Raw genomic sequence first — 20858 nt, 5'->3', positions numbered from 1 at the left:
GACGTCACGCTGGTGGAACCCGAGCTGGTGGTGGAAGTCGGCATCGACGTCGCCCGCGATGCCTCCGGCCGGTGGCGCCATCCCGCACGCCTGCATCGTGGCCGCCCCGTTCGTGAAGTCGGCGACCAGGTCGGCAAGGACGCGTGGGCTGCTGGCCGTGGCAGCCGTACCGGTAGCTCTCGGCTGCGGCAGCACAGTCCGCCGGCGATTCGCTCGACAGTGGCCAGCGCGGTGACAGCTGCGGTGCCGCCGGCGATCTGGCTGACACGCTCGGGCTTGAGCGCACACGCCTCCGCGATCCGGTTGAAGGGCATCCCTGCGTCGTGGGCCATGGCGAAGACCACGAGACGCATGTGTTTTTTCAGCACACCGACGACCAGGAGCTGATGGGCGAGTACAGCATCCGAACACCGCTCGCTCAGTGTCGGCGGCGCGCTTGACGAAGGACATAGAGGCACCCCCCGGCGCTCGGGGCGGAGCCTCCGCTGTCAATGTCGCTGGTCGACCTGACCGGAGATCACAGCTCCTTCACGTACGTGTCCTGGTACGCCGCCCTCCCTCCGAACACGTTGAGGCCGACGTGCCCGTTGGTGTACGTCGTGTCCGTCACGTTGATGATCTGCTCGCCGTTGAGGAACACCTGGATGCGGTCGCCCTGGGCGAGGATGCGGACCGGATACGTGGTGCCGCGGCGGACCAGGGCCGGGACGCGGGCGAGGGCGGCGCCGTCGTCGAAGTAGCCGTTGGCCTTGGCCACCAGGCGGATCACCCGTAGGTCGGGGTCGATGTTGAGGTGGTAAGCGTTGGTGCCGTCAAAGGAGGCGCGCCACAGGAGGGAGAGGGCGCCGCCGGTGTCCGGGGCGGGGCCACCGAGCCTTATCAGGGTGGTGAAGTCCACGTCCGTCGCGGTGCGCGCGGACATGGCGTTGGAGTCCTTGTCGAAGGTTCCGGCGCGGCCCGCGCTGTCCGTGGACCAGTGACCGGCAGGGGTGATCGTCAGCACGCCGAGGTCGGAGCGGAAAGCACCGCCGACCGGGGCAGCCACCAGCGGTTTCACCAGGTCCACCAGGCGGTGGGTGCCCTCCAGCCGGTGCACCTTGAGCGACTCGATGTGCGCGGTGCCGCCCCTGGCGTAGAAGGCCATGCCGTCGGCGGACGGGGAGGGGAAGATCAGGCTTGTCACAGCGGCCCGGCCGTCGGCGCCGAACGCCTCGACCGATGACGAGTCCACGTACAGGCGCAGGGTCACCCGGCCGTCGGTCGGCTCCATCGGTGCCGTCGTGCGGCCCGCGAAGTACTGGGTGAAGTCGCTCAGGCCCGCTTCCGACCGGTCCACGAAGAGCTGGTTCGCCTCGGCGTCGTATCCGACCGTCGTGTGCTGGTCCTCGTCGGCGCGGAGCCTCAAGCCGATCTCCGTGGCGGTGCCGAGGGTGACCTCGGCCTCGATTTCGTAGGCGATGCCTGTGACGCCCGCGAGCGGGTTCTCGGAGTCGGGGCCGACGGAGAGGTCCTTGCGGGTCGTGGTGGACGTGCGCAGAGCGGTCAACTCCGGGATCGGGCGCTGCGCCAGGCGTACGCCGTCGGCGGTGTCCGTGAGGGTCAGTTCCCGGGGGATGCTGAGCTGGCCGTTCCAGGCGCCGGTCGGGGCGCTGAACGGGTAGTCCCAGTTGCTCATCCAGCCGAGCCAGACGCGGCGGCCCTCGGGCAGGCCGTAGTAGGACATGGCGGCGTAGTAGTCGCGGCCGGAGTCGGCGCGCAAGGTCGTGCCGGCGCTCTGGTCGGGGCTGAAGCTGGTGCCGTTCCAGTCGCCGGTGAAGTACTGGGCGGCCGAGCCGTTCGTGGCGCGTACGGCACCCGTGCTCAGGGTGAGGACCCACTTGACGCGGGTCTCGTCGCCGTCGACCGGGAGGGGGAAGAAGTCGGGGCACTCCCAGACGCCCGGCGTGGCCCAGTCGCCGTAGCCGAAGGAGCTGACGTGGGTCCAGGTGAGGAGGTCGGTGGAGGTGAAGAAGCGGATGTGGTCGCCGCCAGAGACGACCATCAGCCACTGGTCGTGCTTCTCGTCGTGGATCACCTTCGGGTCGCGGAAGGTCCAGCCGGCGTCGGGGCCGCCCGGGTTCTGGACGGCCGGGGCCGATCCGCCGTGCCACTGCCATGAGCGGCCCTTGTCCTTGCTGTAGGCGATGCGCACGCTCGCGTTTCCGCCCGGCTTGTCCGGGTGGTAGCTGGTGTAGTACGCGATCAGGCCGGAGCCGCCGTCGAAGAGGCCGGAGGTGTCGTCCGCGTCCACGACCGCCGAGCCCGACCAGCAGTTGCCGTACTCGTTCCAGGGCAGGGCGATCGGCAGGGCCTGCCAGTGGACGAGGTCGGTGCTGACCGCGTGCGCCCAGCGGCCCTGGTCCTGGTGGAAGAGGTGGTACTCGCCGTCGTAGTACACCAGGCCGTTGGGATCGCTGGTGGAGCCGGTGAGCTGGGAGTAGTGGTACGTGGGGCGGTACGGCTCGGTGAAGTAGCCGGCGGTGCTGCGGACCTCGACGTTCTGGAAGTACGACGTCCCGTGCGCGGCCGTGGTGCCGACGGTGGCGCCCGTGGTGCGCAAGACGCGGGTTTTCAGCGCCTGTACGCCGTCCACGTACACCTCGATCGTCCTGCCCGTCGCCCGGGCCTCCACGCGGTAGGTGCCGCCGGACGCGATGGGCCGGACCGGGCCGGAGGTGGAGGCGAGGCGGGCGCCGGAGGAGCGGTCCAGCAGGACGACGGCGTTCCGGCCGGCTTCCAGGCGTGCCTCGTAGCCGCCGGAGCCGTTCGCGGACGCGCGCAGGACGAGACCGGCCGACGTCGAGGTGCCGGCGGGGGTGATGTCGGCTCTGGCCACCAGGTCGCCGTCGGTGAAGGGAGCCGTCCGCAGGCCGTTCTCGCCGCGGATACCGCGCAGGTCGGGGGTCCAGGTGCCGGAGCGGGCCGTCCAGCCTTGGACGCTGGTGGCGAGGTCCGCGGCGGCGATGTTTTCGAAGGACACCGCGGCGGCCGATGCCGTGACGGCGAGTCGGCCCGTCGTGTGGGTCGAGTCCTGGGCGGTGATGACGGGGCTGTAGCCGTCGGGTGAGAGGAAGTTGGTCTGCCAGTGCACGCGCAGTTCGGTGCCCTCGGCTTCGACGCGCAGGCGGTAGACCGTGTCGGCCTTGATGGTGGTCGTGTACGTGCCGAGTGTGACGTTCCCGTCGATGCGGTAGAGCCTCAGCCTGCTGTGGCCCGGGTCGACTTGGACGCCGTAGCCGTGGGTGGCCGCCTCGTCGGTTCGCACCAGCAGTTCGGCGACCGCTGAGGTGTCGTGCAGGAGCAGGTCGGCCCGGAGCGCGGTGTCGTGGGCCCGGGTCGTGGTGACGGCGCGGGTGATGGATGCCTGGGACGGGTTCGCGCGCCAGCCGAGCGGGGTCGCCGTCCAGGTGCCGCCGCTCGTGGTCCAGCCGGTGAGGTTGGTGGTGATGGCGGAGACGGAGGGCGGGCCGAAGGTGACGGTGCCGCCCTGGGCGAGCAGGCCCACGGAGCCGGTGTCGTGGCGGTGGTCCTCGGCGTGGAGGAGCCGCCTGCCGTCGACGGACACCGTCAGTTCCGGTCCGTCCACAGCCACTTCGAGGTCGTAGGGTCGCGCGGCCTGCGTGCCCGGCAGTGGTGCGGTGGCGAGTGTGTCGCCGCTTGCCAGGTCGTAGAGCCGTATGCGGGCGCGGCCCGGGTCGAGGGCGGCCACGTATCCGGTCGAGCCGTCCAGGGCGGCCCGGAACAGCAGCGCGCCCACGGCGGATGCGGACTGGGGCGTTATGCGGGCCGCGTATGTGCCCTTGGACGCGAGTTGCTGCTCGGACAGGGCGAGCGCGCGTTCGCGCGTGCCGGCGGTCACCTTCTGGCCGCCGTCGGAGGTGCGGGTCCAGGTGCCGGTGACGGGGAGGGGGTCGGGGATGGGCACGGGGGGTGCTCCGGCGGCGCTCGGGGTGGCGGCCTGTGCCGCGGGGAGGACGCCTGCGAGAGGCAGCAGGGTGGCGGCGGTGCCTCCTGCGAGCAGGAGGGTGCGGCGGGACACGCTCATGGCGGCTCCTGGGAGAAGGGAAGGGTGGGCTACGGCCCGGGGGGACGTCCCCCCTCCCCCTCGGGCCGTAGCCGGCTGTAAGACCGTCACGGCCACAGTGGCCGGGGTCCTTCGGCGAAGGCCGACGCCATCTGCCAGGCGTCGAACCGTTCCAGGGTCACGTCGCCGTCGGCACCGATGCCGACACCGACGGCCTCGTCCGGGCGGGTGGGGTAGATGCGGGCGGCAAGTGGCCGCCCGCCCGCGAAGATCTCCAGCGCGGAGTGGTCGACGAGGACGCGCAGGTCCACACGGCCGTCGGCGTCCAGCGGCAGCTCGCCGTACCGGGGTTCGGTGTCGACCGTCGGGTCGAGGCTGCTGTTCTCGCGGTGCAGGCGGAGGATGCCGCCCGTTCCGTCGTGCGCTCTGCTGACCTCCACGACTGTGCGTTCGGCGCCATCGGGTGTCTCGCGGACCACGAGCCGGGCCCTCGCTCCGGGGGCTAGGCGCAGGGTCGTCTCGATGTCGAGTTGGTCGCCGCGCACGGGGTGCAGCCGCCTGTAGGGGTCGGTGAGCGGGCCCGCCGCCACCTCTACGCGCTCGCGCCGCAGCTGGGTCAGTTCCGGCACCGGAGCCTGGTGCAGTCGGCCGTCGGCGTCGAGTGTGACGACTCTCGGCAGGGACATCACGCCGCACCAGCCGGCCTGTGCGTTGGCCTCGTCCGTCCGTCCCTCCTGGAGCCAGCCGAACATGATGCGGCGGCCGTGCTCGTCGCGGGTGGACTGGGGGGCGTAGAAGTAGCGTCCGCCGTAGTCGAGGCGGTGGACGGCGGTCGGGGTAAAGGTGTCGCCCTGGTAGCGGCCGGTCCAGTACAGGGGGTGGTGGGTGGTGCCCTCGTCCCAGGCGGAGAAGACGAGGACGTCTGTGCCGTCGTCCTCCTCGCTCTCGCCGATCCGGAAGAGGTCGACGCACTCCCACATCGTGCCGGTCCAGTCGAGCTCGCCCTGGTTCTGCGAGGCGTCGCCGGTCAGCAGGGGGCCGAGGTACCGCCAGCTGCGCAGGTCGTCCGACTCGTACAGGAAGGCCGTCCCGCCGACGCCTCGCACGCCTGAGCCGATCAGCTGCCGCCACACCTGGCCCTCTCGCCATACGCAGTGGTCGCGGAAGGCTGTGATGTCGACGCCCTCGGGCGGGGCGGTGATGACCGGGTTGGCCCGGTCCTTGGACCAGTACCTCAGGTCGGCCGATCCCCTCGCCACACAGGGGAGTTCATGCTCACCGTGCCTGCCGGAGTAGATGATCGTGGGCACTCCTGCGTCGTCGACGAGCACTCCGGACCAGCAGCCGTCGCGGTCGGGGCCGTCGGTGCCCGGTACAAGGGCGACCGGTTCGTCGGTCCAGTGGACGAGGTCGGTGCTGGTGGCGTGGCCCCAGTGGATGCGGTGGTGGGCGGGGGCGAGCGGGTTGTACTGGTAGAAGAGGTGGTAGATGCCCCTCCAGTGGCTGAGCCCGTTGGGGTCGTTGAGCCAGCCGCCGGGCGAGGTGAAGTGGAAGCGGGGGCGGTGGGGGTCGCGCAGGGCGCGCTCGGCCAGCCCCTCGGCGACGGGAGTGCCGGAGGGGAGGGTGAGGTCATGGGTCATGCGGCGGTGGTCTCCGCTTTCTCGGTGTCGTCGGTGGCCTCGCCGGCGGGCCGGTCGGTGGCCTTGAGCACGCGGCGGGCGATGTCGGAGGCGGGTGCGCGCAGGTGGCAGCGCACCCAGTGGGGCTGGCCCTCGTCCTCGCCGACGATGTGGCGGACAGGCTCGGTGCGGCTGCATGTGCCGTCGTCGCCGTACGGGCAGGACGTGGGGTTGAGGATCTCCTCGCGCAGCCGGGCTCGCTCGGCCGGGTCGTGGCTCCCTGCCCGCTCGGGGTCGGGCACTGCGGACAGCAGCAGCCGGGTGTAGGGGTGGGCGGGGGCGTCCATGACGGCCAGTGCGTCGCCGCCCTCGACGAGTTCGCCGGCGAACATGACCATTGTGGTGTCCGCGAGGTAGCGCGCGGAGCCGAGGTCGTGCGTGATGTAGAGCATGGCGATGTTCCGCTCGTCGCGCAGGCGCCGCATCAGGTTGAGCACACCGACGCGCACGGAGACGTCCAGCATCGAGGTCGGTTCGTCGGCGAGGACCAGCCGGGGCTCGACGGCGAGGGCGCGGGCGATCGCGACGCGTTGTCGCTGGCCGCCGGAGAGCTCGTGCGGGTAGGACTGGAGCATGTCCTCGGTCAGGCCGACCGTCGTCATCAGCTCGCGCAGCACCTCGGGTGTGGCGGGGTGGCCGTGCAGGACGAGGGCGCGAGTGAGGAAGTGCTCGATGCGGTGGACAGGGTTGAGCGAGCCGAAGGGGTCCTGGAACACCATCTGGACCTTGCGGCGGTACGCCCGTGACGCCCGGCGCCGCTCGGTGCGCAGGACGTCCTCGCCGTCCAGCAGCACCTGCCCGGCGGAGGGCTGTTCGAGGCGGGCGAGGCAGCGGGCGATGGTGGACTTGCCGCTGCCGGACTCGCCGACCAGGGCGGTGATCCGGCCGGCAGGGAGGTCGAAGGACACGTCGTAGACGGCTCGGACGCGGCGCCGGGAGAAGACGGTGCCGACTTGGAAGTCCTTGGTCAGGCCGCGTACGGAGAGCAGGGATTCGGTCATCGGGGGGCTCCTTCCAGGCTGCGGGCCACCCAGCGGCCGGGCGCGACCTCACGCAGGTCGGGGATGTTCATGGAGCAGTCCGACCGGTCCTCGGGGCAGCGGACGTGAAAGCCGCAGCTGTCAGCGGTGCGCGGGGCGTCGAAGAGGCCGGTGAGCTCCCGGCGCGGGCCGGTCAGTGGCGGGAAGGCGTTCATCAGCGCCTCGGTGTACGGATGGAGGGGATCGGCGAACAGCTCCTTGGCGTCGGCGAGCTCGACGATCCGTCCCCCGTACATCACACCCATGCGGTCCGACAGCTCGACCATCAGGGACATGTCGTGGGTGATGAAGAGGATAGAAAAGCCCAGCTCCCGCTGGAGGTCGCGGATCTGCGCCATGATCTCCTGCTGCACGACCACGTCGAGCGCGGTGGTCGGCTCATCCATGATCAGCAGCCGGGGCTTCAGGGCCACGGCCATGGCGATGACCACGCGCTGGCGCATACCGCCGGAGAGCTGGTGCGGGTACGTCTTCAGCCGCCCTGGATCGATGCCCACCAGCTGAAGCAGTTCACCCGCGCGCTCCCGCGCGGTCCGCTTGTTCATCCGCTCGTGCGTGGTGAAGATGTCGACGATCTGCTCGCCGATGGTCAGGACGGGGTTGAGGGAGTTCATCGCCGACTGGAAGACCATGGCGATCTCCCGCCACCGGAAGTCGCGTAGCTCGCGTGCGTCGAGGGCGAGGACGTCGCGGCCCTGGAAGCGGATGCTTCCGGCGGTGATCTCCGCCGGGGGCTTCAGCAGCCGCATCACCGCGTTGGCGATGGTCGACTTGCCGCAGCCGGACTCCCCGGCGAGACCGAAGACCTCTCCGGCGCCGATGGAGAAGGAGATGTCGTCGGCGCCCACGACGGTGCGTCCGTCGCCGCGGTATTCGACGCGGAGGCCGTTCACCTCGAGTACGGGTTCCATGGCTCAGCCCCTCCTCTCACGCCGGGCACGGCGGCTGCGCAGCCTCGGGTTGGTGATCTCGTCGACGGCGTAGTTGACCAGCGCGAGCGCGAAGGCGACGAGCGCGATGCACAGCCCGGAGGGGACGAAGGCCCACCAGGTGCCGGTCATCAACGCTCCGTCGTTGCTCGCCCAGTACAGGTTGGTCCCCCAGCTGACGACGCTGCTGTCGCCGAGGCCGAGGAACTCCAGGCCGGCCTGGGCGCCGATGCCGAAGATCACGCAGCCGAGCAGCGTGGTCATCACCACGGACGCCATGTTGGGCAGGATCTCGCGGAACATGATCCGCAGCGGGCGCTCCCCGGTGACGACGGCGGCGGCCACGAAGTCCTTGCCCCGGATCGACTTGGCCTGGGCTCGCAGTACTCGGGCCGAGCCCGCCCAGCCGGTGACGACGAGCACCAGGATCACGGTGGAGGTCCCGGGCGGCAGGAACGCGGCCAGGATGATGAGCAGCGGCAGCCCGGGCAGCAGCAGGAAGATGTTGGTGACCAGGGTGAGGGCGTCGTCCACGATCCGGCCGAAGTAAGCGGACGCGAGGCCGACGAGGATGGCGACCGCGGTCGCCGCGAGCCCGACGGTGAACCCGACGAAGAGGGAGCTGCGTGCGCCCCACAGGGTGAGGGCGAGCACGTCCTGTCCCTTGGCGGTGGTACCGAGCCAGTGCGCGGCCGACGGGGCCTGGCTGCCGGTGGAGTTGATGAGGGACGGGTCACCCGGGACGAGGACGGGAGCGAGCAGGGCGAGCAGCGCGAAGACGGCGAGCAGGATCAGCCCGGTCAGGGCCTTCTTGCTGTCGATGAGCTGGCGCAGCAGTCCACGCCGGCGCGAAGCGCGCACCGGGGTTGTCGGCGTGGTGGCCGTCGCGATCTCGATGGCGGTCATGTCGACAGCCCCCTTCAGCGAACGCGGACGCGCGGGTCGAGGCGGACGTAGACGAGGTCGACGAGGAAGTTCGCGAGCAGCACCGCCGCCGTGATCGTCAGGAAGATGCCCTGCATCAGCGGGTAGTCCAGGCCCTGGACGGCCATCAGCAACTGGTAGCCGATGCCGGGGTAGGCGAACACCACCTCGGTGAGCAGGGCGCCGCCGACGACGAAGCCGAGCGCCATTCCGAAGTTGGTGACGGAGGGGAGCAGCGCGTTGCGGGCGGCGTAGCGGAACATGATCCGTGAGGGGCTGAGCCCCTTCGCCTCGGCCATCGTGATGTAGTCCTCGGCCGCCGTGGCGATCATGGTGTTGCGCATGCCGAGCATCCAGCCTCCGATGGAGACCAGCACGATGGTCAGCGCCGGCAGCACCAGGTGGGTGGCGACGTTGGAGAGGAACTCGCCGTTGAATCCGGGGGCCAGCCCGACGTCGTAGGCGTGGCGCAGCGGGAACCAGCCCAGGCTCACTCCGAACAGGTACAGGGCGCCCATCGCCAGCCAGAAGTACGGGAAGGAGCCGACGAAGATCAGCAGGGGCGGGAAGGCGGAGTCCAGGACGCCGCCGCGCCGCCAGGCGGCCACGATGCCGAGCAGGTTGCCGAGGACCGCGGCAATGACGAGGGCGACGCCGCCGAGCAGCAGGGTCCAGCCGATCTGCTGGCCGATCACGTCGGAGACCGGGGTCGGGAAACGGGTGACGGAGATGCCGAGATCGCCGGTGAAGACGCTCTTGATGTAGGTGAGGTACTGCTCCCAGAGGGGGCGGTGGTCGAGGCCGAAGAGTTTCCGCAGCTGGGCTATCTGGTCGGGCTGCATCGTGCCCTGGGCCTGCGCGAACATCCGGGAGACCGGATCGCCCGGCATGAAGCGCGGGAGAACGAAGTTCAGGGTGATGGAGGCCCAGAAGGCGAGCAGATAGAACCCCAGGTTGCGCAGGATCAGACGCACGGGTCGTGCTCCCTGTCGGTGGGGGTGAACGGTGATGCGGTGTGCGGGGGCGGCCGTCCCGGGAGGAGGGCGGCCGCCGCTCCGCGCGGCGACGTCAGCCCTTGACAGGCTTGAGCGAGGTGAGCACGAGGATCGTGCTGCCGTTGCGGTTGCCGAGGGTGGCGTACGGGTTCTGTTCGGTGGGCCAGCCGGTGAAGCGGGCATCCGTGTACGCGCCCCACTCGGGGCCGGTGAACAGCGGGACGACGGGCGCGTCCTCGTTGTACAGCTCCTGCAGGCCGTTCATCTGCTCGCGCTGCGTCTTCTCGTCCGTGGCGGCGGCGAAGGCGTCGATGAGCTGGTCGGCCTTCTTGTCGCCGAAGCGGTGGTAGTTCTCGGTGGCCTGCTTGCCGACCGGCACGAGCATCTTGGTCGACATCACGCCGCGGAAGTACTCGTACGGCGTGGCGCCGTTGTTGCTCCACACGATGCCCGTGTCGAAGGTTCCGGTGTTGTACGACGCCGAGACGGCCGACCAGTCGGGTGTCTTCACGGTGGCGGTGATGCCGACCTTCGCGAGGTCCTGCTTGATGATGTTGGCGACCGAGATCCAGTCGGAGGAGGCGGAGCCGACGGAGATGTCGAGCGTGAAGGGCTTGCCGTTCTTCAGCAGCCGCTTGCCGCCGCTCTCCTTGTAACCGGCCGCATCCAGGGCCTTCGCCGCCGCGTCGGTGTTGTACTTCGTCCAGGTGCAGGAGGCGGCCAGCGACGTGTCGCGCCACTTGTCGTAGGTGCGGGCCAGGCCTGTGCAGTCGGCGGGCTGAGCGTAGCCGTTCATCGCGACCTTGGTGATCTGGTCGCGGTCGACGGCCGTGCTGAGAGCCTTGCGCACAGCCGGGTCGTTGAAGGGGGCCTTGGTGGTGTTCAGCTGCCAGTTGATCATGGCACCGGTGGCCGGGAACCAGTAGTGGTTGTGCTTCTTGTCCTTGGCGACGAAGGACTTCTCGATGTTCGGGATGAACGTCTGCGTCCAGTCCACCTCGCCGCCTGTGAAGGCGAGGTTGGCGCTGTCGTTGCCGGAGAAGGCCTGCATCTGGATGCCGGCGATCTGCTGCTTGGCGGGCTGCCAGTAGTCGGGGTTCTTGCGCAGCTCGTACGACTGGCTCTGGAACTTCTCCACCTGGGTGTACGGGCCGGTGGCGACCGGGTTGGGGTTGGTGAACGTGGCCGGGTCCTTCACCTTGGACCAGATGTGCTTCGGCAGGATGTAGTGGCCGCCGATCTCGTAGAAAGCGGGCGAGAAAGGCTTGTTGAAGGAGAACTTCACCGTGTGGGCGTCGACCGCGGTGACCTTGTCGAGGTAGTCGAAGCCGCCCAGCACCTTCTTCTGGAGCTGGAAGGTGTAGACGACGTCGTCGGCGGTGAACGGCTGGCCGTCCGACCACTTGACACCCTCGCGCAGCGTGAAGGTGAGGGACTTGGCGTCCTTGGCCTGCTCCCACTTGGTGGCCAGCCACGGCGTGTCCTTGGCGTTGGACATGCTGTGCACGACCAGCGGCTCGTAGATCGCCTGCAGGGTCATCGGGGCGGCCTGCGGGGAGAGCGGGTTGAAGTTGCGCGTGAACGTCGCCAGGTCCTCGCGCGGGATGGTGAGCAGCTGGTTTCCGGAGGTGTCCCCGGCGCCGGCGGCGCCCGAGCCTCCCGTGCAGGCGGCAAGGACCAGGGACGCGGCGGCGGTCGCGGTGGCCGCTCTCAGGGCGGTCCGCAGCCGCCGTGAGGCTATGGAGGGTGCCATAATGAAGACTCTTCCTCTCTTCAACACACAGGACGAAGACGGGATGGGATTACTCGGCGGACTGATTCGCGGTCAGACCGACGAGCGTTCGAGCAGCGGGCAGTCGATCGTCACCCGGTGGGTGTCGAGCGGCTGCCCCGCTGCGAGAGCGGCGAGCATGTCGACGCCTTTGGTGCCCATGGCTTCGAAGGGCAGGGCGAGCGTCGTCAGCTTCGGCCGCAGATAGGCGGCGATGAGTTCCTGGTTGTCGAACCCCACCACGGCCACGTCGTGCGGGATGCGCAGCCCACGTTCCTTGATCGCGTCGTACGCGCCCATCGCCATCCGGTCGTTGCCGCAGAACAGCGCGGTCGGCCGGTCGGCGGCCGGGCGGTCCAGCAACTCGCAGGCGGCGGTGTAGGCGCCGTCGGCGGTGGCCCAGCCGGGGATGACCAGGGACGGGTCGGGGGTGATCCCGGCCTCGTGCAGGGCACGCTCGTACCCCTCGCGCCTGCCGATCGCGGCCGGGATCGCCGGGTCGAGGTTGATGAACCCGATGCGGGTGTGCCCGGCGTCCAGCAGCCGGCGGGTCGCCTTGTATCCGCCCGACACCTCGTCGGGCAGGATGCACGGAAGCTCCCCTTGCGCGTCGTAGCAGTTGACGAGCACCGTCGGCACCTCGCGGGCGGCCTTCGGCAGGGTGACGGGCCGGTGCCAGGTCGTGGCGTACAGCAGCCCTTCCACGCGGTGCTCCAGCATCTGGTCGAGCGCGGCGGCCTCCTGGGCGGGATCGCCCTCGCTCGCGGCGATCAGCAGGAACCTCCGGTCGCTCCAGGCGCGGCTCTGCGCTCCCGTGATCACCTCCGCGGCGAAGGGGCCGGTCACGATCTCGGTGATCAGACCGAACCACCCGCTGCGGTTGGCGGCCAGTGCCCGCGCCCCGGCGTTGGGCCGGTAGCCCAGCTCGTCGATCGCCTGCAGGATTCGCCGACGGGTCTCGTCGGGGATGGTTGCGCCGGGCTTGTCGTTGAGGACGAAGGAGACCGTGGTCCGCGAGACACCCGCGCGGCGAGCCACATCGCTCATGGTCACGCGCTGCGTCTTGTTGGTGGCCACTTTCGGTCCCCTTCGGTCGGTGGAGGTGCGCTGCGCCCCTCGAGTTTCGCGCTTTAGTAACGCGCGTTACTTCTGCATTGCAGGGAAGTTACGGCCGCCTTATGCGGCATGTCAATACCTCGCGAGGTAACGAAGAGGGATGGAAACGAGACGCCTCCTCGGTGCCGCCTCTGGAGGCCGGGCGACGCCTCGCGAGGTCGGCCCGCAGGGCAACGACATGGCTGTGGACTCACCGCCGAGCCCGCGGTGGCTGCGGCTCACGGCCGCTCGGCGAACACGTCGATGCGCTCGGGGTTCCGCTCGACGACCGGATCGAGGATCTCGTCCACGCGCCTGACCAACTCGTCGTCCAGCGTGACGTCCGCCGCCTTGGCGTTCTCGACGATCTGCTCCGGCCGGGGCGCTCCGACGATGGCCGCGGAGACATTCGTGTTGCGCAGCACCCACGCCAGGCTCAGCGTCGCAAGCGACATGCCTGCTTCGGCAGCAAGAGGAACCAGCTCCTGGACCCGGGTCAGAACCTCGTCGCGCATCCATCCGGCCACCGCGTCACGGCCACCGTTGGTGTCGGTGGCGCGGGAACCGGACGGCGGTTGCCGCCCCGGCTTGTACTTGCCCGTCAGTACACCCTGAGCGAGCGGGGACCACACGATCTGTCCGATGCCCAGCTCCTGGCAGACCGGGACGATCTCCGGCTCGATCACGCGCCACAGCAAGGAGTACTGCGGCTGGTTGGACACCAGGCGGATCTTCAGCTCCCGCGCCAGCTGCGCCGCGGCCCTGATCTCCTGCGGCTTCCACTCCGAGACGCCTATGTAGTGCGCCTTGCCCGCGTGGACGACATCGGCGAGGGCCTCCATCGTCTCTTCCAGCGGAGTGGCGTAGTCGTAGCGGTGCGCCTGGTACAGGTCCACGTAGTCCGTGCCCAGGCGGCGCAGCGAGCCGTTGACCGACTCCATGATGTGCTTGCGTGACAGGCCGCGGTCGTTCTTCCCCGGCCCGGTCGGGAAGTAGACCTTGGTGCAGATCTCGACGCCCTCGCGGCGCACGCCCTTGAGTGCGTCGCCCAGTGCCTCCTCCGCCCGGGTCTCCGCGTACGCGTCGGCGGTGTCGAAGGTGGTGATGCCGGCGTCGAGTGCGGCGCGTACACAGGCCGTGGCCGCGTCCTGGTCCACCTGTGACCCGTGGGTGACCCAGTTCCCGTAGGCGATGGCGCTGACCAGCATGCCGCTGCCGCCCAGATGGCGATAGTCCATGTTCTGTGTCCCTTTCCGAGGACGAAGGAGACCGTGGCCAGCAAGGCACCCGCACCTCGCTCTGGCACCACGGCTTGTCCCTTCCGTGGCCAGTTCCCGCCCCCTTCGACCGGCGGAGGCGCGACACGGCTTCCAGTTTCGCGCTTTAATAACGCGCGTTAGTTCTAGGTTCCGAGGAAGTTACGGGCGTTTCGCACCGCATGTCAATACCGGAGCGCTTCGACCGTAAGATCGCAGCTCTGGAGCGACGGCAGGCCGAACAGGAACGCGGCCGGCGAAGCCGTCCGCGGCCTCCGGAGTAGATCGTGGAACTCGGCATCGGTGCGGGCCGGCCACCCGTCCAGGCTCAGGCCGGCAACTGCCACCGGGCGGCCAAGCGACGCCGTACCGTCAACCATGACGAAGCACGCCACCTGCTCGCCACAGGGCTGCAGGCGTGCAGCCACGGTCAGTCCGACTCCCGGCTGCGCATCCTCGACTCAGCCGCCCGGCGAGCACATCGACGCCTGCCGCTAGCCGCCCACCTACCCGACGACCCCTCGGCCACCAGCTGCTTCGCGGCGTGCAGCACGACCTCGCGCGGCACGATCATCGCGGTCTCGTCGGCATCGATCGACGCACCGAGCCGGCGCAGCGCCTCGCGGTTGTACGAGCCGTCGGCGAGCGGTCCCCTCCCGATGACGAATAGGACCCGTCGCCCAGCTCGATCACGTCGGACAGCTGTTGTTCGCTCCGCACCGCGCTGATCGGGGGGAGCCGATACGGCGCATGAGACTCCTTGCAGTGACAGGATCGGTGCTATGGACACCGAGACGGACTGGGCGTACCGGGTGTTCGAGCCGCACGGCTCCGAGGGCTGGCGCCCCTATGGCGACCCCGAGCAATGGCACGGTGCGATCACCGCCCCCGACTCGGCCGAAGGCGCCAAGCTGGCCATCGGCCGGATCGTCGGCGAGCTGATGACCGAGTGGGAAAGGATCGGCCTCCACCACGCGATGCACGTGCGGGTCTTCCTCTGGCACGACGAAAAGGACGGCACCGAGGACCCGGACTTCATCGTGGAGGTACGGCCCCGGTCAGACTTCGACACAGCATGACGCATCCGGGCAGGCTGGGCCTCGAGATAGATGGATCAAGGGATGCGCAGGTGGGCCCGTGTGACGCTGCTTGCGGACGCGGACAAGCAGCACCCCTGTAGCACCCGAGCCGTCCGGCGGTGAGAAGCGCAGTTGAGGAAGTCCTCGCCAGAGAGGGCGTTCCGGCGCGGAGACGGCAGGATGAGAGGACGCCACTGAGCGTGGCCATCCTTTTCCGCAGCGCTTGCGCCAGTGCGTGCAGCCAGGCCGGCCGTGAGTGCAGAGAGCCCATGGCTCATGACATCCAAACGCGCAGCAGGTCGATGCAGGATGGCTGCCTCGGTGCCGCATCGGTCGGCGCGGGTACCACTCGTCGCTGTGCCACGGCTGTTGCTTGCCGGAGCAAGCCGACCCGTGCGCCCGCCGACCGCCGCGATCCCGGTCCTCCGGGACGGCCGTGCTCCTCAAGCCGGCGGGTGCTGTTCGGGTGGGGTGTTCGGGCGGTCGGACTGGTGTCGGTGGGTCCAGTAGGTCTGCCACCAGGCGAGGCGGTCAGCGGAGTATGGCGCCCTGGATGAGGGACTGCACGAGCACGGTGACCAGGCCGGTGACCGCGACGGCGAGTACGACGCCCCCGGGTGCGCCGGCGAGGGATGCGGCAAGGCTGCCGACGCTGCTGATGCCGGCGCCCGCAAGTGCAGCGGTCCGCGAGGGACGGGATGGGCCGTTGGCCTGCGGGGAGGAAGGCAAAAGTCGTCGTCTCCGGTTCCGGGTGCCGGGGCGGGCGGTTTGAACCAGGCCGGTGGGCTCGGTTGTGGCACTGCACAGTACGACGCCGGCCTTCTCGCCGCTGCCAGGCCGGTAGCCGGCGGCTCGGGAGGTCGCGCCGGCCGACACATCCCGGTCTGGTGGTGTCCCGCAACACCGTCATCGAACGCTCCCTCTTCGCAGGTCAGAGCGCGAGACGTCCCAGGATTCCTCCACTGGGCTCCGGACGCTGGATCCGGAGAGTGCTCCGGCCGCAGCCTCGGTTGCACGCACAGAGCGGCTTGGTCCATCCGATGCCGCTCTCAACGCTCCATGGCCGAAGAACGGGAGGCATCCCCATGACAAGTGCGCGCAAGGTCATTGCTGCAGCCGCCGTCGCGCTGACGATCGGCGCAGGAACCACCGCAGCGGCCGAGGCCGCCTCCGTCCCGGTGACGCCAGCGCAAGGCGCGAATCACAGCAGTCAGGCGGCCGGCTGGCACCGTCTCTGGGGCCCCACGAAGATCACCGCTTCCTACCTCAACCAGCACGGCAAGAAGTGGGTGTCAAGGTCGTTCGACGCCCACTCGGCACGGGTCATCGGCGCCTTCCGCTGCTGGAACGGAGGCGACCACAGCAAGGCACGGCTGCGGATCTACAACGTCGAGACACACAAGTGGATCGGAGACAGCGGTGCTCAGCCCTGCGACTGGACGATGAACTACGTCCAGAACGTGGGCGGCTACCGGGACGGCCAGCCGCTGCGGTTCGTCCTCACGTCGGTCGGCAAGGCGCACACCACCGAAGTCGGAGCGTTCGGCGCCCCCTGACCTTCCGTGCCGTACGCGCAAGAAGAAACACGTAGCCCATGTGGCAGAAAGGACAAACTGTGAACGCACGTAAACGGGCCACCATCGCAGCCGCAGGAGCGGCACTGGCACTCGCAGCCAGCATCACAGGCACGGGTGTCTCGCCGCTCGCCCAAGCGCAGACCGCGCAGCCGACCGTATCGGGTTCGGCCTCCGGTCCGTTTCGGATCCACTCCTACGCCGGAGGCGGCAACAAGCAGACGCCGATCATGTGGGCGAACCACTCGGCTCAGATCTGCTACAACGCTTGGGGATCACACCTCAAGGACGGCTACAACCTGTACCTGCACGCCAGTTCGGGGATCAAGTGGAAAAGCCCGAACTACTACGGGCCGAAGCACAAGACGTGCAGCCCCTGGAAATATTTCCGAGGCAATTTCACCGGGATGGTGCTCGCCCGTCCGAACGGAGGGGCGAGCGTCTACGCCGACGTGTGGCTCTACTACAACTGATCGCGCCCTGCCCGCGGTCGAGTCCTGGGCCCCGACGAACAAGAGCTCACCGACGCCTCATGTCGCAGCAGGGTCGGGTGGCCCGGGGCAATATGCCCCGGGCCACCCGACACCGTGGCCAGTCAAGGCCCACCTGGGCATGACGGTGCCGGCTTGAGGCCAACCGAGCGAACCGTTCCCGTGCCGCCCAGCCCGTGAGCCCGCGGCGTGGAACACTCCGGCTCCGTGGACGTCCCGCTGCGGGTGCCGCTGATCGCCGGAGAGACCACGGCCTCCTACCTGGCTCGGACGGCGGCCGCCAACGCCCTCACGCACAGCGAGGTGCTGCGTGCCCTGCAGCCCGGGCGCCGCACCCGGACATCCGCTCTGCGGACGGCGGCCACGGAGGTGTACGTATCGCCCGCGAGCTTGCGCCTGCTTGATGTGCCGGGCTGCGCGGCGGACGGTGGCGGGACGCCGTACTGGACACCGGTGAGCCGGACTTCGTCAACATGACCAAGAACGTCGTGCACGTGTTCCAGCAGGGCGTCCTGCCCCATCCCACAGCCGATGCCTGCAATGTCGTTTCGGCCAAGCTCACCGCTGGGCTACTCGGCGGACTCGACACGCAGATCGCCAAGGGCGCCGACACTGACACCGTCGCCCACAAGTGGCTTTCTGCCAACGCACCGTCGTGGAGCTCGATCCGCATCCCGGCCAACCGGCCACAGGCGGTATCGCCAACGCGTCGACCACACAGCACAATCGCACTGCAGCATCCAGCGCCTGCCGGCGGACCCGCCTGTCCATGCCGGTCCGCTGCTGCTGGCCCGGTCGCAGACCGAAGCCATCGGCAAAACCACTGCACACCGACGAGAGGCGGGCAGTTGTCAACCGACGATCACCACCCGTACGTTCTCGACCCGGCAGGTCACGACATACGCGCCGAAGGCGCCCAGCTCCGCGCCCGTGGCCCCGTCACGAAAGTGACCCTTCCCGGTGACGTCCCGGCGTGGTCGGTCACCAGCCACCCCCTCCTTGAACAACTCCTGACCGATCCGCGGGTATCGAAGGATCCCCGTCAGCACTGGCCCCGATTCATCGCCGGGGAGATCACCCCCGAGTGGCCGCTGTACGCCTGGGTGTCTGTCACCAACATGTTCACCGCCTACGGCAGCGACCACCGAAGGCTTCGCAGACTGGTGACGCCGGCTTTCACCGCCCGCAGAACGGCCCAGCTGCGCCCTCGGGTCGAGCGCATAGTGGCGAGTGTGCTGGACGATCTGCCTGGCACCGCGATCGACGGTGTGGTGGACCTGCGGCAGCACTTCGCATACGTGATTCCGGTGCAGGTGATCACGGAGCTCATGGGTGTCCCGGAAGGCTCCATGGCCGTCGGTATCCGCGCCTGCATCGACAACATCTTCAACACGGGACTCGGTCCAGAGGACGCTGCCGCCAACTACCGCACCACCTACCACCTGCTCAACGACCTGATCGACTACCGCAGGAGGCACCCGGGGGACGATCTGACGAGTTACCTGATCTCCTCCGGCGACACCAACGAGTCACTGACCGGGGCAGAAGTCGTCGACACGCTCCTGCTGATCATCGCCGCCGGGCACGAGACAACCGTGAACCTGCTCGACAACGCCGTCTACGCGCTACTGACCGCACCGGACCAGCGCGACCTAGTCCGCAACGGCAAAGTCACCTGGACCGATGTCATCGAGGAAAGCCTGCGTGTCGACGCCCCCGTGGCCCACCTGCCCCTGCGCTACGCCGTCGAGGACATCAGCATCGCGGGCACGACCATTCCGAAGGGGGACGCCATCCTGGCGTCCTACGCGGCCGCCGGCCAGGACCCCGAGTACCACGGCCCGTCAGCAGGCGTCTTCGACGCATCCCGGGACGTCAAGGACCATCTTGCCTTCGGCTACGGCGTTCACTACTGCCTGGGCGCGCCGCTCGCCCGCATGGAGGCAGCCACTGCGCTCCCGGCACTGTTCGAACGCTTCCCCTCCCTCGCATTCGTCCCATCCCCCACCGGCGTCAAGCCGGTTCCTTCCTTCATCTCCAATGGACACCGGAGTCTGCCTGTGACCCTGGCTCCTGACGGAGCGGGAACGTAGAGGACGGCTTACCGCACCTGCGGGCCTGACCGGCGGACGACTGCCTGTGCGGTTTCGTCTGGGGCAGGGGCGTGCGGAAGTTACTCGGGGATCCGTTCTCCGTGGCGCGGACGGGACGAGGGATGAGTCCGATGACGGCGCGGCAGGACGACCGTGCAGAGGGCAGCAGGCCTGACCGCCTGTCAGGGCGACGATCATGACGGCTACGTGGTCTGGCAGATCGAGGAGGACTCGAACTGCGCCCGGCCGCCGGGATGGCCCCCCTCGAACCGGCTGAACGCCTTTCGCCGCTCCCGCGTCCACTCAGATGGCCCTTCCCGCCTGACCAACATCAACCTCATCGTCGTCACGCCGACGGCACCTCCGCACCAGGACTCGGCCGTGTCAACCGCGTTGATGAGCCGCGGAGCGGATGGCGAGCAAGAGCACGCGCATGGCTTCCTCTTGAGGACGGCATGTCGGAGTGAGCGTGATCGCCTCATGAATCGGGTGCGGTGACCTTGGACGAGATCGTTTTCGCGGACTGGCCGGCCTCACACGTGGGCGTGCCTCGCGGAGGCGTGCCGCTATCAGGTGTGGGGGCCGAATACCCAGGAACAGACGCGAGGTCGCCCGAAATCGGGGCTGAGCGGCTCGCGGCAGCCTTCTTCGCCGCGGTGCGTGTAGCTGCATGTGGTGGGCGTCGATGGGGCTCTTTGCACCTCGGCAGCGATGTTCTTTCCGTCAGTTCCTCCAGCCTTGAACGGTGTGGGGACAATGACGAGCATGAGCAGGCTGTTCTTGGACGTGCGCAGTGGTGGGGCGATCAGCGATGTGCAGGGTCGCCGATCATGACCCATGACTGGCGGAAGGACCGGATCGGCAGCGCGGTTCGGGGCGTGAATCCCACAGTGCTCCGGAGGCTGACGGCAGGATTCGCGGTGATCGGGGACGTGCAGTTCCTCCCGGGATACTCGGTGCTCCTGGTGGATGATCCTTCGGTACAGCGACTGTCGGAGCTTCCGAAAGGCAACCGGTTGGCGTTCCTGTCCGACATGGACACGCTGGGCGAGGCAGTCGAGCGTGCCTGCAAGCGGCTGGATCCGGCCTTCCGGCGGGTCAATCTGGAGATCCTGGGAAACACCGACCCGTTCCTGCATGCGCATGTGTGGCCGCGGTTCGACTGGGAGCCGGACGATCTCGTGGGGCGGCCGGTGTGGCTGTATCCGCGCGAGCGGTGGAGCGACGGGCGGTATGCGCTCGGCCCGCAGCACGACGTCTTGCGTGAGGCAATCGGTGCAGAACTCGACCAACTGGCGTACTGATGTGTCCGGGCTGCCCACCGGCAGGTCGGCGGCCGGGGTGTTCGTGAGGCTCAGCCGGGATCGTCCGGGGGCGCAGTCGGGGAGTTCTCCGCAGCGGGATGATGTCCACTCCGGCTGGCATGGCTGGCCGGGCGGCTTCCGGGGTGGCCAGCAGAGCGACGATGATGACGGGCTGCTGGCAATGCGGGCAGTTGCGGGTCGCGGTCGGCTCCAGAAGATCACGCTCGACGCCGGCCGGGCGAGTGCTGCCGGGGCGAGCGGCGGGTTTGGGCGGTGGCGGAAGTCCGTAGCTGTTCTTGATCCCTTGCCGTGAGGTGGGTACGGCTGAATGACCTGGGGTGTGGGGGCTGGTGGGGCGGTTCGGCGGTACTGCTGGGAGTGCGGTGATCCGTCGCCACAGACGATGGCGGCGGAGGCGGTGCCGGCTCAGATCACGCCCGCTGGTGCCAAAGGTGGTCGAGTCACGGGAAAGGAGCGCATCGGCCGTCTAGCCAGCCGGCTCGCCCCGCACCACCGGCAGGCATGCGCCGCGTCGCTGCCGGCACTCCTTGAAAATGGCCAGGCT

18 protein-coding genes are annotated in these 20858 nt (G+C 69.0%); 8 read left to right on the top strand and 10 right to left on the bottom strand.

Annotated features, from left to right (window positions below; all coding sequences use genetic code 11):
• Positions 1-12: 12 nt before the first annotated feature.
• Positions 13-387 (top strand): hypothetical protein, encoded by a 375-nt coding sequence (locus tag SY2F82_RS38955; protein ID WP_236041585.1) that lies wholly within the window; start codon positions 13-15, stop codon positions 385-387.
• A 130-nt stretch (positions 388-517) separates the two neighbouring features.
• On the opposite strand, the gene SY2F82_RS17580 is transcribed toward SY2F82_RS38955, so the two are convergent.
• From SY2F82_RS17580 to SY2F82_RS17540, 9 genes are all read right to left on the bottom strand, one after another.
• Complete coding sequence (locus SY2F82_RS17580) at positions 518-4084, bottom strand: GH32 C-terminal domain-containing protein (RefSeq protein WP_200419997.1); 3567 nt, start codon at positions 4082-4084, stop codon at positions 518-520.
• A gap of 86 nt (positions 4085-4170) precedes the next feature.
• Complete coding sequence (locus SY2F82_RS17575; RefSeq protein ID WP_200419996.1) at positions 4171-5703, bottom strand: glycoside hydrolase family 32 protein; 1533 nt, start codon at positions 5701-5703, stop codon at positions 4171-4173.
• Positions 5700-6743, bottom strand: a complete 1044-nt coding sequence (locus SY2F82_RS17570; RefSeq protein ID WP_200419995.1) for an ATP-binding cassette domain-containing protein — start codon at positions 6741-6743, stop codon at positions 5700-5702. Before SY2F82_RS17570 ends, SY2F82_RS17575 begins: the two co-directional genes overlap by 4 nt.
• Positions 6740-7693 (bottom strand): ABC transporter ATP-binding protein, encoded by a 954-nt coding sequence (locus tag SY2F82_RS17565; RefSeq protein ID WP_200419994.1) that lies wholly within the window; start codon positions 7691-7693, stop codon positions 6740-6742. The genes SY2F82_RS17570 and SY2F82_RS17565 overlap by 4 nt, the downstream gene beginning before the upstream one ends.
• A 3-nt stretch (positions 7694-7696) precedes the next feature.
• Complete coding sequence (locus SY2F82_RS17560; protein ID WP_200419993.1) at positions 7697-8617, bottom strand: ABC transporter permease; 921 nt, start codon at positions 8615-8617, stop codon at positions 7697-7699.
• A 14-nt stretch (positions 8618-8631) separates the two neighbouring features.
• Positions 8632-9609, bottom strand: a complete 978-nt coding sequence (locus tag SY2F82_RS17555; RefSeq protein ID WP_200419992.1) for an ABC transporter permease — start codon at positions 9607-9609, stop codon at positions 8632-8634.
• A 94-nt stretch (positions 9610-9703) separates the two neighbouring features.
• Entirely contained in the window at positions 9704-11383 is a 1680-nt protein-coding gene (locus SY2F82_RS17550; protein ID WP_200419991.1) for an ABC transporter substrate-binding protein, read from the bottom strand.
• Positions 11384-11455: 72 nt separating this feature from the next.
• Entirely contained in the window at positions 11456-12478 is a 1023-nt protein-coding gene (locus SY2F82_RS17545) for a LacI family DNA-binding transcriptional regulator (RefSeq protein ID WP_200419990.1), read from the bottom strand.
• A 257-nt stretch (positions 12479-12735) separates the two neighbouring features.
• Positions 12736-13734 (bottom strand): aldo/keto reductase family protein, encoded by a 999-nt coding sequence (locus SY2F82_RS17540; RefSeq protein ID WP_200419989.1) that lies wholly within the window; start codon positions 13732-13734, stop codon positions 12736-12738.
• A gap of 305 nt (positions 13735-14039) precedes the next feature.
• On the opposite strand from SY2F82_RS17540, the gene SY2F82_RS38950 reads away from it, so the two are divergent.
• Both SY2F82_RS38950 and SY2F82_RS17530 read left to right on the top strand, forming a co-directional pair.
• On the top strand, positions 14040-14480 hold the full coding sequence (locus SY2F82_RS38950) for a DUF6233 domain-containing protein (RefSeq protein ID WP_236041556.1): 441 nt from the start codon (positions 14040-14042) through the stop codon (positions 14478-14480).
• Positions 14481-14534: 54 nt separating this feature from the next.
• Positions 14535-14831 (top strand): hypothetical protein, encoded by a 297-nt coding sequence (locus SY2F82_RS17530; RefSeq protein ID WP_200419987.1) that lies wholly within the window; start codon positions 14535-14537, stop codon positions 14829-14831.
• A gap of 531 nt (positions 14832-15362) precedes the next feature.
• On the opposite strand, the gene SY2F82_RS17525 is transcribed toward SY2F82_RS17530, so the two are convergent.
• Positions 15363-15560, bottom strand: a complete 198-nt coding sequence (locus tag SY2F82_RS17525; protein WP_200419986.1) for a hypothetical protein — start codon at positions 15558-15560, stop codon at positions 15363-15365.
• 356 nt (positions 15561-15916) lie between these two features.
• Between SY2F82_RS17525 and SY2F82_RS17520 the strand changes: the two genes are divergently transcribed.
• The 5 genes from SY2F82_RS17520 to SY2F82_RS17500 all read left to right on the top strand — a co-directional run bounded on the left by SY2F82_RS17520 (position 15917) and on the right by SY2F82_RS17500 (position 20293).
• The gene (locus SY2F82_RS17520; RefSeq protein ID WP_200419985.1) at positions 15917-16387 is read left to right on the top strand and encodes a hypothetical protein; all 471 of its coding nucleotides are present in this window, start codon (positions 15917-15919) and stop codon (positions 16385-16387) included.
• A gap of 59 nt (positions 16388-16446) precedes the next feature.
• Positions 16447-16878: a hypothetical protein gene (locus tag SY2F82_RS17515; protein ID WP_200419984.1), complete on the top strand. Its 432-nt coding sequence runs from the start codon at positions 16447-16449 to the stop codon at positions 16876-16878.
• 207 nt (positions 16879-17085) lie between these two features.
• Positions 17086-17373, top strand: a complete 288-nt coding sequence (locus SY2F82_RS17510; RefSeq protein WP_200419983.1) for a hypothetical protein — start codon at positions 17086-17088, stop codon at positions 17371-17373.
• The gene (locus SY2F82_RS17505; RefSeq protein WP_200419982.1) at positions 17370-18989 is read left to right on the top strand and encodes a cytochrome P450; all 1620 of its coding nucleotides are present in this window, start codon (positions 17370-17372) and stop codon (positions 18987-18989) included. The genes SY2F82_RS17510 and SY2F82_RS17505 overlap by 4 nt, the downstream gene beginning before the upstream one ends.
• A gap of 830 nt (positions 18990-19819) precedes the next feature.
• Positions 19820-20293: a diadenosine tetraphosphate hydrolase gene (locus SY2F82_RS17500; RefSeq protein ID WP_200419981.1), complete on the top strand. Its 474-nt coding sequence runs from the start codon at positions 19820-19822 to the stop codon at positions 20291-20293.
• Positions 20294-20858: the final 565 nt, after the last annotated feature.

Source organism: Streptomyces sp. Y2F8-2 (assembly GCF_014905555.1).
GTDB classification, from domain to species: Bacteria; Actinomycetota; Actinomycetes; order Streptomycetales; family Streptomycetaceae; genus Streptomyces; species Streptomyces cynarae.
This window is presented reverse-complemented; position numbering and strand designations above follow the sequence as displayed.